Source organism: Terribacillus saccharophilus (assembly GCF_046592595.1).
GTDB lineage: Bacteria > Bacillota > Bacilli > Bacillales > Amphibacillaceae > Terribacillus > Terribacillus saccharophilus_C.
In genome coordinates this window covers 62,326-75,450 of record NZ_JAWVPF010000004.1, presented here as the reverse complement: position 1 = coordinate 75,450, position 13,125 = coordinate 62,326, and the positions used below count along the sequence as shown (strand labels likewise).

The window sequence follows — 13,125 nt, the reverse complement described above, 5'->3', positions numbered from 1 at the left end:
TTACTCCTAATCAGAGGGGACATTTCTTAGTTAGGGGGGATATTCATAAGGTTTTATAGAGAAAATATTGGTAATAATCCTGGGCATCAGTACTCGATCGTTTGTCTCTTGTAGCTTTTCCCTATTATTCATACAATTGAATAATTCATTTATATAAAGTATTAAGCATGGAGGAGATCAAAGTGGAATTAAAGGAAGTCATATTGGAAGCTACTGACGTACAAAAACAGCATCTAGTGGAATGGAGAAGGCATTTACATGCGAATCCGGAGCTTTCTTTTCAGGAGGAGCGCACATCTCAGTTTGTTTATGATACATTGGCAGATTTCGGGAATCTGGAACTGAGCAGACCAACAAAGACAAGTGTCATGGCTAAGCTGAAGGGGGCAAGACCTGGAAAAGTGATAGGTTTTCGTGCAGACATGGACGCTTTACCAATACAGGAGGAAACAAATCTGCCCTTCGCTTCCAAGGTAGACGGAGTGATGCACGCATGCGGTCATGATGCGCATACCGCAATCTTGCTTACTGCAGCAGAAATACTTAGCAGCAAGCAGCAAGAATTAAGCGGTGAAATCCGTTTCTTCTTCCAGCATGCTGAAGAGCTGTTCCCTGGCGGAGCGAAGGAAATGGTGGAAGCAGGCGTTACCGATGGAGTGGATATGGTGTTTGGACTGCATGTCGCATCCCAATTGCCGCGCGGAAAGGTGGGGGTGATTTATGGACCAGCTACATCCAATTCAGATCAGTTCCATTTGACTGTAAAAGGAAAAGGCGGACATTCTTCTCAGCCTGATAAGACAGTGGATCCGATTGTTATCAGTGCCCAGATCATCACCAATTTGCAATCAGTTGTTTCACGGATGACTAGTCCAAAAGAAGAGCTAGTCGTTTCTCTTACGACCTTGCAAGCAGGGGATGCAGTAAATGTCATACCGAATGAGGTGCATATCGGAGCATCGCTGCGCTCACTCAAGCAGGAGGTGCGGAAGAATGCGATAGATGCTATTGAGCGTATGGTGAAAGGTATAACAGAAGCTAATGGTGCTGCTTATGAGCTGGAAGTTACGTACGGATACGATTCTGTCATAAATGAAGAGAAGGCTACCACAATAGCGGAGCGTGCACTCAAGCGAAAACTTGGAGAGGACGCAGTGCTTCATGGCAGTGCAATCTTGGGGGGCGAAGACTTTGCCGCTTTTGCCAATGCCGTTCCTGGATGTTTTGTGTTTGTCGGTGCCAAGGAAGATGACAATCCAGCTCCACCACCTCATCATCATCCGCAATTTCGAATTGAAGAAAAAGCAATGCAGGATGGTGTGGAATATTTCCTTGGAATTGCAGAGGAACTTGTTTTTTAAAGAGGAGTCATTGTACTCCTCTTTTTTGTAGCTTCTTATCTAGTATTACCTTTTCCAAATATAAAAATATTTTATAGCTGGTCCTGGCGCGTGTTTATATTAGAAATATTGAATTGATATTCATCTTAGGTCTTTAATACGAAACACAAGAGTGCTATGATAGGTAGCATATAAATTATCTGAAATATTTAATTATTATAATTATTAGGGGGAGATCGTTTGCTAACGAAACAAACGGAAATAGAATTATCCAATGAACAGATAGAAGAGATTATCAGCTGGAGAAGGTATTTGCATCAGCATCCAGAGCTGTCTTTTCAGGAGTATAAGACATCTGCTTTCCTTTTTGAAACATTAAGCACCTTCCCTCATCTGGAAGTGACAAGACCTACAGAAACAAGTGTATTGGCAGTATTGAAGGGAGCACATCCTGGTAAAACGATTGGCTTCAGGGCTGATATGGATGCTTTACCGATTCAGGAAGAAACAGGTCTTCCTTATGCATCTAAAAACAATGGTGTCATGCATGCTTGCGGACATGATGGTCATACCGCCATCTTGCTTGGCGTCGCGAAAGCGTTAAGCGCAAAGCAAGATAAGCTCCATGGGGAGATTCGCTTCTTTTTCCAGCATGCAGAAGAAATGCTGCCAGGAGGTGCCAGAGAGATGGTTGCAGCCGGCGTGACTGAAGGTGTGGATTATGTGTTCGGTTTGCATTTATCCTCTCTTACGCCATTAGGTCAGCTGACAATTACGCCTGGTGCAACTACATCCAATTCGGACATGTTCCACGTCACAATCAAAGGAAAAGGAGGCCACTCTTCTCAGCCTGAAAACACCATTGATCCGGTTGTGACTAGTGCACAGATCATCACCAGCCTGCAGACAGTTGTTTCCCGTATCACAAGTCCAAAGGATGAGTTGGTTGTGTCTGTGACAACATTACAAGCTGGTGATGCTGTCAATGTCATTCCGGAACAAGTGAAAATTGGCGCGTCTGTTCGTTCCTTCAGTCAGGATGTTCGTAAACGGGCTGTAGAGGCAATCGAACAGATCATCAAAGGGGTATCTGAAGCGAATGGCTGCCAGTACGAACTGGACTATACGTACGGATATGACTCCGTTGTTAATGATGCAGAAGCCACTGCTATTGCTGTGGAAGCTATCCGTCGCAAACTTGGTGAAGGAGCGTATGCAGAAGGAGAAGCAATCATGGGAGGAGAAGATTTCTCAGCTTTTTCAAACAAGGTTCCTGGCTGCTTCGTATTCGTAGGGGCTTGTTCTCCAGATAATCAGACGCCAGCTCCGCATCATCATCCAAAATTCCTGATCGACGAAGCGGCGTTGGCTGATGGAGCGAATATGTTCCTCGCTATTGCTGAAGAACTGGTGCTTGAATAGCCGAAAACACGTGAGTGCGCAGCGTGGCCATCATTGCTTTAGGGCAGTAGCTGCGATTATTTCCCGGGCAAAGATGCTGTGTCATTCAAGCGCATATCATAAAGAAGGCCCATTTATGACCGTGTTATTCTTTATTATTTAAGAGGGAAGCAGTAATGTCGGCAGAATCAAGGAAACGAAATGATTTTTAAATGGTGCTGTTTGATAGCTGTCTCTCTTCGTCAAATCAGATCACTCAACATAACCAGTAATATAGAACAAACAATCTAAGGAGGCTGTAAAATGGATAAGCTTATTCGCAATGGTGTCGTAATCGATGGAACTAAAGAGGTGATAGAGGATGCAGTAATTGCTATCAAGGGAGATCGTATAGCTGCAATAGGACCCGCTTCTGATTTCATAGGTATCGATGCCAAAGAAGTCATCGATGCACAAGGAGGCTATATCCTGCCTGGCTTGATCGATACGCATGTGCATATGATGATGGAAATCAAAGATGTACGAGAATCGCTTATCACACCTTTCTCCATGCGTTTCTATGAAGCATTAACGTATATGAAGCGAACACTTGATGCGGGAATCACGACGGTAAGAGATGCTGGATATGCTGATCTAGGTGTAAAACAAGCCATCGAAAATGGCCTGATCAGCGGGCCGCGTATGCAGATCAGCGTTAATCCGCTGACAATCACAGGCGGGCACGGTGACAATTGGATGGTGTCCGACATGGATCTGACTAATAAAGCTTATCCAGGATTCCCATCCGGTGTTTGCGATGGACCGGAGCAAGTGCGTCAGAAGGTTCGGGAGATGCTGCGGGCAGGTGCGGATATTATTAAAGTACATGCAACCGGTGGTGTTATGAGTCCGACAGATCATCCGGAATTCACGCAGTTTTCCATGGAGGAGCTGCGTATTATCGTAGAAGAAGCGACTTATCGAAAGGGTCGTAAAGTAATGGCGCACGCACAGGGAGCAGAAGGTGTGAAACAAGCTGTCCGGGCTGGAATTCATTCTATTGAACATGGTATCTTCCTCGATGATGAAGCAATCGAGCTTATGCTTGAATATGGTACATACCTCGTTCCAACGCTGCTGGCACCTGTCAGTGTCGTAGAAGCAAGTGAAGCGAACGAAAGCATGCCAGCTTATGCAGTGGACAAGGCGAAGGAAGTAATGGAAATCCATCAGCGCAGCGTGGCAAGAGCATATGAAGCAGGTGTCAAAATTGCAATGGGAACCGATGCTGGTGTTATGGCCCATGGAACGAATCTGCGTGAGCTGGCACTGATGTGTGACATCGGCATGAGTCCTATGGAAGCAATACTTGCATCAACGAAAGTAGCAGCAGAATGCTTAGGCTGGGAAGAGAAAGTCGGGACAATAGCTGAAGGAAAATTGGCAGACTTGATTATCGTCCAAGAAAATCCTTTGGAAAATATTGCTTCTCTGGCCGCTACGAATAATATAAAGACCGTAATCCAGGGCGGGGAGCTGAAGAAACAGCTTTCCGTGGAGTCAGGAATACCAAGTTAAACGACAGGCAGCGGGCGGAAAGCCCGCTGTTTTTTTGTACAAATATTTGACAGAACAACCTGAAGTTTAATAGGCTTAACATGTAATTTCCTTTATTAGCTTACCACATTATGTAAGCGCTTAAATTAAAAGGAGGCGATTGGATGAAATCTAATATGCTGTCGGTATGGAATGGATTATGGAATGCACATGACAGAACCAAGCGACTGCTGCTGTTTGCCGTACCAACCTCAGGGAATACAGCGTCAAAGCAGCCCTCTGACACACCAGGCACTTCTAGTGAAGCACCTCGACCGTACAAACGCCCTCAGTTAATTGGATTATTTTTAGGCCCTCTATTGTTTCTCTCTGTAATTTTGTTTTATTACCCCGACGGATTAAGCTATGAAGGGCGGATGGTGTTAGCGACTACATTATGGGTAGCGACATGGTGGATTACCGAAGCAATACCAATACCAGCTACTTCTTTGCTGCCGCTTATCCTTTTGCCAATCACACAAGGTTTAGATGGAGACACTGCTGCTTCCAGTTATGGAGATCCGATTGTATTCCTTTTTCTTGGTGGATTCCTGATTGCCATGGCAATGGAGAAATGGAATCTGCATAAACGGATTGCATTGAATATCATCAGTGTTGTCGGAACCAGTACTTCACGAATCGTGCTTGGGTTCATGATCGCAACAGGTTTTCTTTCGATGTGGGTATCCAATACGGCGGCAGTTATGATGATGCTTCCAATTGGTACAGCTATCATCTATCAAGCTAGTCAAGCTGCCAAAGCCAGCAAGCAGGATATTGTGGATGACAATAGGAAATTCGAGAAATCCCTTGTATTTGCAATTGGTTATGCAGGCACGATAGGCGGACTTGGTACGTTGATCGGGACTCCTCCTAATATTATCTTAGCAGCGATGGCAAGCAGTTTGTTCGGCGTAGAAATCTCCTTTGGCGGCTGGATGCTGATTGCTGTGCCGATTGTTATCGTGCTTTTATTTTCTGCTTGGTTTTATTTGACGAAGTTCGTTTTCCGAATCAAGATGAAGGAATTGCCGGGTGGTAGAGAACTGATCCTGAAACAAAAAGAGGATTTAGGTAAGATGTCTTTCGAAGAAAAAGCCGTACTTGCCGTCTTCACATTTGCTGCATTCATGTGGGTTAGCCGAACGTTTCTGTGGCAGGAGGATGCTGTATTGGAGATACTCGCCATCCCAGGTATAAGTGATACAACTATCGCAGTCTTGGCGGGTGTAATTTTGTTCTTGATCCCAAGTATGAATAAAAAGGGTCAAAGAATTCTTGAGTGGGATGTTTCGAAAGATTTGCCATGGGGAGTTCTGCTGTTGTTTGGTGGGGGACTGGCAATCGCAGCTGGCTTCACCAGCTCAGGGCTTTCCCAATGGATCGGCGATCAGCTTACAGTCTTGGAAGGGTTGAATATTTTTGTGATCATCATTATATCGACGACATTGGTATTGTTCTTGACCGAGATTACATCCAATACAGCAACGGCCACAATGATCCTGCCTGTAATGGCATCTTTGGCTTTGGCATTGAACGTTCATCCATATGCTATCATGGTACCTGCTGCAATGGCTGCTAACTGTGCTTTCATGCTGCCGGTTGGAACGCCGCCGAATGCTATTATCTTTGCAACTGGTAAAATAACAATAGCTGAGATGGTTAAAACTGGATTTGCGCTAAATATATTTACACTAATCCTGCTTATACTCGGAGTATTTGCTCTTGTGGGCCCGTTATGGGGACTTGATTTAAATATGTATCCAGAATCCTGGAAATGATTGTTTCAGAAGACTTGCATTTATAGATTCCTGGCTAAAGGAGATTACCATGACACGTTATCTAGTGATTGGAGGAACTGGCATGCTGCAAGGAGCTGTTCTCTCCTGGAATTCGGAAGGGCATGAGGTGATAGTAGTTGCTCGATCAGCAGAAAAACTTCAGCGTTTATCAAAAGATGCGGTCAATCCAGAACGGCTCCGAACGATCCAGGCAGATTATCATGAGCTTGAAAGCTTTCAAATACAGCTTAAAGATCTTCCTGTGCCGGACGTTATTGTCAGCTGGATTCATCGCAGCGGAAATAATGCCATACAGGCACTGTGCAGCCTTTATGGAGATTTGTCTAAGCAGGTAAAGTTTTTTCATATTAAAGGAAGCAGTGCGAATGATCCGCAGCAGAATTTCACACCGCACTATTCTGATATGATCGACTATCATGAAATCATTCTAGGTTTCCAGCTCTCAGGAAGCACTTCCAGGTGGCTTACAAATAAAGAAATAGCAGATGGTGTCATAGAAGCAGTCAGACTGCGGCAGCATACTTATATAGTCGGGACAGTAGAACCATGGAGCGCCAGGCCATAATCTTTATGCTTTCTTTGTTAAAAATGTGAATTTTTTTCCTCTGAATTGTTCATAACTTGTGGATTCTACCGATAATAGAAATGTGCGACTAGGAAAATAGATCTAGTTTTGCCCAAGGATTAAGCGGAGGGTTCCCGATGAAGGAAGCAAAAGATCAAGGTTGGGCGTTGGTGGCTAAGCTGATGAAGGAAGAAGAGAACCTTGCTGTTGAGGGTGGAGAGATTGGATATACCGGACTTAATGGTAGATTCCTGGCATTGCTCAGCATAGCTGTTTTCGTAACAAACGGAGACGAGCGTGCACTTCGGCAGCAATTCGAAGCTGCTCTTCTGTCCGGCATTTCTGTCCAAGAAATGATGGAGGCAATCCAACATTGTGCATTGTTGAATGGGTTCCCGCCTTCGCTGAAAGCTATGTCATTATTAAAAGAGGTAGTGGACGACCAATGAAAAAGCGTGCAGATAAATCTGCACGCTTTTTGTCATTTAAAAATATTGAACCAGCCTTTACGTTTGAAGCGCCAAAGCATTACTACAGCAATGATAGCCATCAGCAGCATTGCCACCGGATAACCATATTTCCATTGCAGCTCAGGCATATAGGAGAAGTTCATCCCATATACACCGGCGATGAAGGTTAATGGAATAAAGATAGTCGAGACAATGGTCAGGGTCATCATGATAGCATTCATTCGATTGCTATTGATGGACTCGTAGCTGTCCCGCATATCCGATGTGAGCTCCCTGTTGGAATCAACAATTTCTGTAAGCTTCAGCAAATGGTCATAAATATCATTAAAGTAGGCCTTTTGAGTTTGGACAAAGTCGAATTTCTGGATGCTGAGCAGCCGGTAAATCAAATCCCGCATTGGTGCAATTGTACGTCTGGCCCTTAGCAAATCACTGCGGATATCAAATACCTCATTTATTACGGTTTGCGGTGATTTGTGGCTTTCCTCATCCTCGATTTCATTAAGGCGATCCTCCATTTTATACAACGGAGGGAAATAATCGTCGACTAACTTATCAATCAGATGATAGACAATTTTCGACGGGGAATGCTCGGATGCATCTTCCTGCATCACGCGTTCCCACACATGATCTGCTGCCATTGATTCTTCAAGATGAAAAGTGACTACGTATCGTTCAGAAAGAAAGATATCCAATTCATCTGACACGAACGACTCATGATTCAGTTCATGAAGAACGAGGAAATGGTACCCGTCGTATTCATCGAGCTTTGGCCGCTGAAGGAAATGAAAACAGTCCTCAATCGCCAATGGGTGGAAGTGGAATATCTCTGCGAGTTTATCGGATTCAGCCTCTGTCGGTACGCTGAAATCGACCCAATACCAGATAATTTCAGGACTGTTAAGTTCCTGATACGGCAGATCTTTTTTTATTTTTTTGTCACGTGTTATCGCTATGCTGCGTATCATGGTACAACCTCCTGCAATATATAGCCACATTATAACGTATTGTGAGGCAGAGAGAAAACGACAAGCAGTTGGATTAAAGAAAAGGGCTATGGGGTATAAAATGAATATACAGCCAAGCATAGTAACTAATGTTAAGATGCTGAAAGGTCATTTGTCTGAATATTTTAAAAAATTATATGCAAAAGTATTGCGCTTTTGGTATGAATCTTTTATAGTATTCAACAACCTACAACAATCACCATTGCTTAACCAGCCGGTTAAGCTGAAGGAGGACAACGATATGTCTGATAATCAAAGCTTTGTAACTGTTGGTGACTGGGTAACAGGACATTCGATAAATGATGAATTATTTACCGGCTTCGTGGAAGCAGTCAATGCAAAACTGAATACGGTGAAAGTATACGTAACAGAAAGTGATCATAAAAATACGATCGGCAAAACGATCGAAACATTCCAAAGCAAGATCAAGTATTTTCCGCCGGCGGTTGAGCCGAGCCGGGCGCATCTTTTGAACCTTATTGATTTATCTCTTATTTCTGGCGATAAGGATTGGTTCCTGCAGCTGACAGAAGAATTGAAGATACTGGACGAAATGGAATCTGAGTCTACTACACAATATATCCCGAATTAATTGAACCGAGCAGATACTGCTCGGTTTTTTATTTTCTTCTTTTAAATGACACTGATGTCGTTTATAATAATGACAAAGGTGTCGTTATTATAAGGAGGAAGAGAAATGGAAAAGTCATTATGGAATAATAAACGGTATATCACGGTTCAGGCAGCACAATTTGTTTCAGGTTTAGGTGATTGGCTTCATGTGCTGGCCATGTTTACTTTAGTTTCCTTAACGTTTCAAGCAACACCTATCCAGCTATCAGGTTTGGTGCTTAGTCAAGCAATTCCAGGAATCGTTTTTGGCCCTCTAGCGGGAGTCATAGCGGATCGCTGGAACAGGAAGTTTGTGATGATCGTGACTGGTTTGCTTCGGGCTGCTGCAGTTGGTTTATTGTTCACGGTATCCTCTATCTGGCAGATTTATTTCATATTCTTTACCATTGGCTGCCTTGCTGCTATTTTTGCTCCAGCTGAGAATGGCTTGGTAAAGCAGCTTGTACCGGATAATCAGATGCCGATTGCTATCGCTGTAAGTGAAGTGCTCGGTACAATCAGTAAGATAGCAGGTCCTGTTCTTGGAGGTTCTCTATTGGTTATCATGGAAGTCAAGCATATCTTGTTGATAGATATCGTTACGTTTTTGGTTGCTGCGGTATTATTAAGTACTATCAGGATAACGAGATTTCATCCTGAGAGGATAAAATTGGACCTAATAGAGGAAATGAAAGATGGCATCAGAATTATACGTCAGTCCCATCACCTGTATGCTGCTCTTCTGCTCATTAGTGCTGCTATGCTAGTTTTGCAATTTGCCGACAGTCAGGTGATGGTGCTACTGCGTATGCTGCTTGAGCAGCCATCTGCCGTTTTTGGTTATTCTATCGCTGCCAGCGGTGCAGGGATGTTCCTTGCGGCCTATCTGTTTGGCTCAAAGAAATTGCGGCTTGCGCTTGCTCCTGCGCTTATATCCGGTACACTTGGGATAGGTATGGTTGTCCTGCTGCTTGGAGGAGCAAGTTATTTACCAGAGACGATTTATGCGTTTCTTGTACCACTGTTGTTTTTTGCCATCGGCTTCGGGTTTAGTACAATTAGCATGCCATTTCATACAGCTGTTCAACTGCAGACACAGGTCACGGACACAGGAAAAGTTTACGGTGCAATCAACAGCTTTATGGGAGCAGGTGCAGTTCTCGGTATGGCAGCAGGAGGTATTATCATGACGATTCTTGGTCCTATTCTTGGATTTATACTGACAGGCAGTTTGCTGCTGATGCTTGGTATGTCTGCTTGGTTCAGTTTCAGGAAGATAGAAGGAGGAGATGCACTTGCCGAAAGTGACAGATGCATACAAAGAGAAGAAAAGGCTTGAAGTGCTGGAAACGGCTGAAAAGGTATTCATCCGAAAGGGATATCAGCATACAACAATGACTGATATTGTCCAGGCATCCGGCTGGAGCAGAGGGGCAGTTTACACGTACTACCCGAATACGGAAACGATGTTTCAGGCTATATTGGCTGAGAAGGATAAAGGGTTTGAGAGTTATATGGAACATATGCTTTCAACAAATACCTCTGTTTGGCAGGTTCTGACTGCTTATATTGATCAATCTAGCGAACAGCTCCATACGGCTTCCAGCTCCTTCGGTACAGTTGTGTATGAGTACTTGCTGATGCACTGGCGGGATGAAGAAAAAATGAATTTCTTCAAAGATCGAGTCCTCTGGGCTACAGCGTATTTTAAGGGACTTATTGAACAAGGAATCCGTAAGAAGGAATTCAAACAGGATTTAAACAGTGAAGCGATCGGGAATATTTACTTTCTTCATCAGGACGGGATGTATTTACAAGCTATGGTCGGAGCAGTTCCGTGGGAAAAGATGAAGGAGCAAGAGGAACTATTCAAAGAGATGCTGAGTGGGATATTGCTGCCTGCTGTCAAGTCATAGGAGGTAATCCATTCTCTTATAGAGAAGTAGTGTATGACCTGCATTCTGCTCAAAAGGAGAGGGATTCATGAAGAAGCTAATTATAAATGCGGATGATTTCGGGTATTCCCGTGCTGTAAACTACGGCATTCTTGATTGTTATCAAAATGGGATATTAACCTCAGCTACAATGATGGTCAATATGCCTGGTGCTGAACATGCTGTTCTGCTAGCTAAGGAGAATCAGAATCTGGGCGTCGGTATCCATTTAGTGCTGACATGCGGAGAACCACTGTTACCGACTCATAAAACAATAGTCGATAGTAATGGTTCTTTTCGTAATCTTGCATTCTACCAAGGCTCCTATACGATTGACCGGGAAGAAGTGGAAGCAGAGTGGCAAGCGCAGATTGAACGGTTTCTTTCGTTCGGACTTACACCGACACATTTGGATAGTCATCATCATATCAATACCTATAAAGAAATCGATGAAGTATTCCTGGAACTTGCCAATAAGTATGATTTGCCTGTCCGTCATAATATGAAGCTGCCAGTGGGGTACGCCTCAACCGAAAAATTTGAGGTGTCACTTGAAAAAGCTCTGGCTAATGAAAATTCCTTATTAGAGATTTTCGGTGATGCAGATACACTAGAAGTAATGTCACATCCAGGTTATTTGGATAAAGCTATCTATACAGGTTCCTCCTATAACTATCCGCGACTGGATGAAGTAGAATTACTCACATCCAGTAAAGTGGTTGATTGGATCAAACAAAGCAAATCAGTGGAATTGGGAACTTTCGCATATATAGCTTAAGCTGAGAGAGTACTCAACGCTCCCGCACCTGAATTCCAAATAGATCCTCAATCTTTTCATTCATAAATTGATAGGATGCTTCAATACCTGCATTATAAAAGATAGGACCTAATTCTTCGATGATAAAGTCGAGCAGCAGACCTGCGGCCAGGTCACCTAGCTGCTCGTCTTTTTCTTGGTCAAAGTAAGTTTTCAGGGCACTTATCATTTCAGTTCGCTGTGTGTCATTCAACTTAATTGGGTTGGACATGTGTTTTTTCCCTCCGCAAGTTCATTTTCGTTTCATTATAGCAGAAAGTTCTGCTAGACTTTAGAAAAGGAAAAAAGGTGGGATTAATGTGGCAGAGTTATCTTATGAGATCGTGAAAGAACTTGGAGTGCTGTCCGTATCACCGAAGGGATGGCAAAAGGAACTGAATCTGATCAGCTGGAACGGTCGGGATCCGAAGTATGATATCCGGGACTGGGCGCCGGATCATGAGAAGATGGGAAAGGGTATCACATTGTCAGCTGAAGAAGTTGGTGCCTTACTCCGTGTGCTGCAGGAGCAGGATTGACATGCTGCCGGAGAAGCTGGTTCAGCTAGCCAAAGAAAGGATGGCTCCTTATCCATGTGAGGGTTTCCTTCCCGGTAGAGGACCGAAGCATCCGGTTCTTTTCTTTATAGGGGAAGCGCCAGGAGAGACGGAGATACATAGCTTGATGCCATTCAGCGGACGGGCAGGCAAGGAGCTGGATCTGTTTCTGGAGCGAGCTGCCGTGGATAGAACTGAGGTTTTTATTTCAAGTGCAGTCAGAAGCAGACCTTATCAATATAAGACAAAACAAATACGCGGTGAAACTGTCACGAAGAAGTATAATCGAACACCGACTAAGGCTGAAGTCCTTGCGCATGCGCCTGTGCTCGATTATGAGATTGCCCAGGCGGAACCTGAAGTTCTCGTGACTCTGGGGAGAATAGGCTGGGAACGGATAACCGGTTCGAAGGAGAAAATCACAGAGGTTGCGGGGAAAATGATAGAACAGCCGATTCAGCATTTAAAAAGCATGAAGGAGGATTCTTTCATACTTTCTGAGAAGATATATCGTATCTTCCCTACTTATCATCCTGCATCTGTCTTTTACAATCCGGGACTGAGGCCGGTAATCGAAGAACATGCCTATAAAATTCGTGAACTTCTGAACAGATAAGGAGAGGTGTAATGGACAAGGTCAATGGTAAAGTAATCGGGTTTGAATTAAACAGTCAAGATCCAGACAAGGCGGCAAGCTTTTATGCTAATGTATTTGGCTGGAAGATTGGGACGCCGAATTGGGGTTATCATGAGGTGGAGACAGCGGGAGCAATTGATGGAGGAATCAGTAAGGGGCCGCATGATTTCCCGCACGGGACAAGAATTCAAATTGAGGTGGAAGATTTGGATAAAGCCATTCAAGCAGCCAAAGCAGAAGGCGCAGCAGTCGTCCGTGAAAAAATGGACTTTGATTCTTTCTATCTAGCTTATCTGGTTGATCCAGTCGGAATTGGAATTGGACTGGTGCAGCCTAAATCCTAGACCAGAAGCGGAGGCTCTCAATTATTCTCTCGTTTCTAAGCGGTCCTTTCGGCTTTTTTATAAAAAAACAGGCGTATCAGCTGAC

At 43.9% G+C, this 13,125-nt stretch carries 15 protein-coding genes; 13 read left to right on the top strand and 2 right to left on the bottom strand.

Translation table 11 applies throughout. From position 1 onward, the window contains the following. The first annotated feature begins 167 nt into the window (after positions 1 to 167). The 6 genes from SFC25_RS07530 to SFC25_RS07505 all read left to right on the top strand — a co-directional run bounded on the left by SFC25_RS07530 (position 168) and on the right by SFC25_RS07505 (position 7,132). A complete protein-coding gene (locus SFC25_RS07530; protein WP_411214677.1) occupies positions 168 to 1,361 on the top strand; it encodes a M20 metallopeptidase family protein in 1,194 nt (397 codons plus the stop codon). Between the two features lie 219 nt (positions 1,362 to 1,580). Continuing rightward, positions 1,581 to 2,762, top strand: coding sequence for a M20 metallopeptidase family protein (locus SFC25_RS07525; protein ID WP_411214676.1), 1,182 nt, complete (start codon positions 1,581 to 1,583; stop codon positions 2,760 to 2,762). A gap of 282 nt (positions 2,763 to 3,044) precedes the next feature. After that, positions 3,045 to 4,298, top strand: coding sequence for a metal-dependent hydrolase family protein (locus SFC25_RS07520; protein WP_411214675.1), 1,254 nt, complete (start codon positions 3,045 to 3,047; stop codon positions 4,296 to 4,298). Between the two features lie 143 nt (positions 4,299 to 4,441). After that, the gene (locus tag SFC25_RS07515) at positions 4,442 to 6,097 is read left to right on the top strand and encodes an SLC13 family permease (protein WP_411214674.1); all 1,656 of its coding nucleotides are present in this window, start codon (positions 4,442 to 4,444) and stop codon (positions 6,095 to 6,097) included. Positions 6,098 to 6,146: 49 nt separating this feature from the next. Continuing rightward, positions 6,147 to 6,683 carry a Rossmann-fold NAD(P)-binding domain-containing protein gene (locus tag SFC25_RS07510; RefSeq protein ID WP_411214673.1) on the top strand — a complete coding sequence of 179 codons (537 nt, stop codon included), beginning with the start codon at positions 6,147 to 6,149 and terminating at the stop codon, positions 6,681 to 6,683. Positions 6,684 to 6,820: 137 nt separating this feature from the next. Further along, positions 6,821 to 7,132, top strand: coding sequence for a carboxymuconolactone decarboxylase family protein (locus tag SFC25_RS07505; protein WP_411214672.1), 312 nt, complete (start codon positions 6,821 to 6,823; stop codon positions 7,130 to 7,132). Positions 7,133 to 7,164: 32 nt separating this feature from the next. Here SFC25_RS07505 and corA read toward each other — a convergent pair whose 3' ends face one another. After that, positions 7,165 to 8,121, bottom strand: coding sequence for a magnesium/cobalt transporter CorA (gene corA, locus SFC25_RS07500; protein ID WP_411214671.1), 957 nt, complete (start codon positions 8,119 to 8,121; stop codon positions 7,165 to 7,167). Positions 8,122 to 8,401: 280 nt separating this feature from the next. Between corA and SFC25_RS07495 the strand changes: the two genes are divergently transcribed. The 4 genes from SFC25_RS07495 (at position 8,402) to chbG (ending at position 11,484) form a co-directional block, all read left to right on the top strand. Continuing rightward, positions 8,402 to 8,752: an IDEAL domain-containing protein gene (locus SFC25_RS07495; protein ID WP_411214670.1), complete on the top strand. Its 351-nt coding sequence runs from the start codon at positions 8,402 to 8,404 to the stop codon at positions 8,750 to 8,752. 105 nt (positions 8,753 to 8,857) lie between these two features. After that, positions 8,858 to 10,111, top strand: a complete 1,254-nt coding sequence (locus tag SFC25_RS07490) for an MFS transporter (protein ID WP_411214669.1) — start codon at positions 8,858 to 8,860, stop codon at positions 10,109 to 10,111. After that, positions 10,077 to 10,688 (top strand): TetR/AcrR family transcriptional regulator, encoded by a 612-nt coding sequence (locus SFC25_RS07485; RefSeq protein ID WP_411214977.1) that lies wholly within the window; start codon positions 10,077 to 10,079, stop codon positions 10,686 to 10,688. The genes SFC25_RS07490 and SFC25_RS07485 overlap by 35 nt, the downstream gene beginning before the upstream one ends. A gap of 67 nt (positions 10,689 to 10,755) precedes the next feature. Beyond that, positions 10,756 to 11,484, top strand: a complete 729-nt coding sequence (gene chbG / locus SFC25_RS07480) for a chitin disaccharide deacetylase (RefSeq protein ID WP_411214668.1) — start codon at positions 10,756 to 10,758, stop codon at positions 11,482 to 11,484. Positions 11,485 to 11,497: 13 nt separating this feature from the next. On the opposite strand, the gene SFC25_RS07475 is transcribed toward chbG, so the two are convergent. Next, positions 11,498 to 11,734, bottom strand: coding sequence for a DUF2164 family protein (locus SFC25_RS07475; protein ID WP_411214667.1), 237 nt, complete (start codon positions 11,732 to 11,734; stop codon positions 11,498 to 11,500). An 88-nt stretch (positions 11,735 to 11,822) separates the two neighbouring features. Between SFC25_RS07475 and SFC25_RS07470 the strand changes: the two genes are divergently transcribed. From SFC25_RS07470 to SFC25_RS07460, 3 genes are read left to right on the top strand one after another with little or no spacing between them, the layout of a single operon-like run. Next, positions 11,823 to 12,041, top strand: a complete 219-nt coding sequence (locus SFC25_RS07470; RefSeq protein ID WP_411214666.1) for a YdbC family protein — start codon at positions 11,823 to 11,825, stop codon at positions 12,039 to 12,041. 1 nt (position 12,042) lies between these two features. Beyond that, the gene (locus tag SFC25_RS07465) at positions 12,043 to 12,675 is read left to right on the top strand and encodes a uracil-DNA glycosylase (RefSeq protein WP_411214665.1); all 633 of its coding nucleotides are present in this window, start codon (positions 12,043 to 12,045) and stop codon (positions 12,673 to 12,675) included. Positions 12,676 to 12,686: 11 nt separating this feature from the next. Further along, the gene (locus SFC25_RS07460; RefSeq protein ID WP_411214664.1) at positions 12,687 to 13,040 is read left to right on the top strand and encodes a VOC family protein; all 354 of its coding nucleotides are present in this window, start codon (positions 12,687 to 12,689) and stop codon (positions 13,038 to 13,040) included. The last annotated feature ends 85 nt before the right edge of the window (positions 13,041 to 13,125 follow it).

Excerpts from the sequence above, each read along its gene's own strand:
- SFC25_RS07495 (WP_411214670.1), top strand. The coding sequence starts at position 8,402 with ATGTCTGATAATCAAAGCTTTGTAACTGTTGGTGACTGGGTAACAGGA.
- SFC25_RS07460 (WP_411214664.1), top strand. The coding sequence starts at position 12,687 with ATGGACAAGGTCAATGGTAAAGTAATCGGGTTTGAATTAAACAGTCAA.
- chbG (WP_411214668.1), top strand. The coding sequence starts at position 10,756 with ATGAAGAAGCTAATTATAAATGCGGATGATTTCGGGTATTCCCGTGCT.
- SFC25_RS07510 (WP_411214673.1), top strand. The coding sequence starts at position 6,147 with ATGACACGTTATCTAGTGATTGGAGGAACTGGCATGCTGCAAGGAGCT.
- SFC25_RS07520 (WP_411214675.1), top strand. The coding sequence starts at position 3,045 with ATGGATAAGCTTATTCGCAATGGTGTCGTAATCGATGGAACTAAAGAG.
- SFC25_RS07475 (WP_411214667.1), bottom strand. The coding sequence starts at position 11,734 with ATGTCCAACCCAATTAAGTTGAATGACACACAGCGAACTGAAATGATA.
- SFC25_RS07505 (WP_411214672.1), top strand. The coding sequence starts at position 6,821 with ATGAAGGAAGCAAAAGATCAAGGTTGGGCGTTGGTGGCTAAGCTGATG.
- SFC25_RS07515 (WP_411214674.1), top strand. The coding sequence starts at position 4,442 with ATGAAATCTAATATGCTGTCGGTATGGAATGGATTATGGAATGCACAT.
- corA (WP_411214671.1), bottom strand. The coding sequence starts at position 8,121 with ATGATACGCAGCATAGCGATAACACGTGACAAAAAAATAAAAAAAGAT.
- SFC25_RS07530 (WP_411214677.1), top strand. The coding sequence starts at position 168 with ATGGAGGAGATCAAAGTGGAATTAAAGGAAGTCATATTGGAAGCTACT.
- SFC25_RS07490 (WP_411214669.1), top strand. The coding sequence starts at position 8,858 with ATGGAAAAGTCATTATGGAATAATAAACGGTATATCACGGTTCAGGCA.
- SFC25_RS07465 (WP_411214665.1), top strand. The coding sequence starts at position 12,043 with ATGCTGCCGGAGAAGCTGGTTCAGCTAGCCAAAGAAAGGATGGCTCCT.